Below are 1,019 nucleotides of genomic sequence, written 5' to 3'. Positions count from 1 at the left end.
CCCCCCACCCCCCCCTCCTTCCTCTTCCTCATCTTCTTCTTCTTCTTCTTCTTCTTCTTCTTCTTCTTCTGCTTCTGCTTCTTCTTCTGCTTCTGCTTCTGCTTCTGCTTCTGCTTCTGCTTCTGCTTCTGCATCTGCATCGGCGTCTGCATCGGCATCAGCGTCCGCATCAGCATCAGCATCGGCATCAGCATCTGCGTCAGCGTCTGCATCCGCATCGGCGTCTGCATCGGCATCAGCGTCCGCATCGGCATCTGCGTCTGCATCAGCGTCAGTATCATCTAAAGGTAATACATTAATTACGATAGACTCACTTACTTTATCATCGACCATTTGTAATAGTACAATTTCAGTACCAGCTTCTAAACTTTCTTCTAATTCAATAGTAAATGATCCATCATTAGTGATATTTACTGCTGTAAAGAATAAGGTCATTGGTTTAGAGACAATATTAGAACCTATTTCTATATCATCAACATAAGCCACCACTTTAGCACTAGAAATACCTTTACCTTCAATTATTAATTCATCTTCATATATATCGTTAGCTAACGGTGCCTCGAGAGTAGTGAATGGAATAGTAAGTTCAACAGGCTCACTCTCATTACCATCTACATCAGTAGCTATCAACGTAATGATTTCATCTTCATTAACTTCGTTTCGAGTAAAGTGTTGTGTGAAGTTTCCATTTTCATCTACTTGAACAGTTGCAATTATTTCATTTAATTCATTAATAAAGGATACTGTACTACCTACCATAGTCTCTCCATTAATAGAATAACCAGAAATATAGTCCCCTTCAATATTCGCTCCAGTAATCTCTGGTATTTCCACATCGGCGTCGGCATCTGCATCGGCGTCGGCATCAGCATCAGCGTCTGCATCGGCGTCTGCGTCAGCATCCGCATCAGCATCGGCATCGGCGTCTGCATCAGCATCGGCATCAGCATCGGCGTCTGCATCAGCATCGGCATCAGCATCGGCATCAGCGTCGGCGTCGGCATCAGCATCAGCGTCGG

Annotated in this window: 1 protein-coding gene; it reads right to left on the bottom strand. The window is 44.4% G+C overall.

What is annotated here, in order from left to right; translation table 11 throughout:
* The coding region (locus JEOSCH030_RS03820) for an Ig-like domain-containing protein (RefSeq protein ID WP_208454279.1) at positions 1-1,019 on the bottom strand (1,019 nt) is incomplete at both ends.

This window comes from Jeotgalicoccus meleagridis, assembly GCF_903994045.1.
Taxonomy (GTDB): Bacteria; Bacillota; Bacilli; order Staphylococcales; family Salinicoccaceae; genus Jeotgalicoccus; species Jeotgalicoccus meleagridis.
This window is presented reverse-complemented; position numbering and strand designations above follow the sequence as displayed.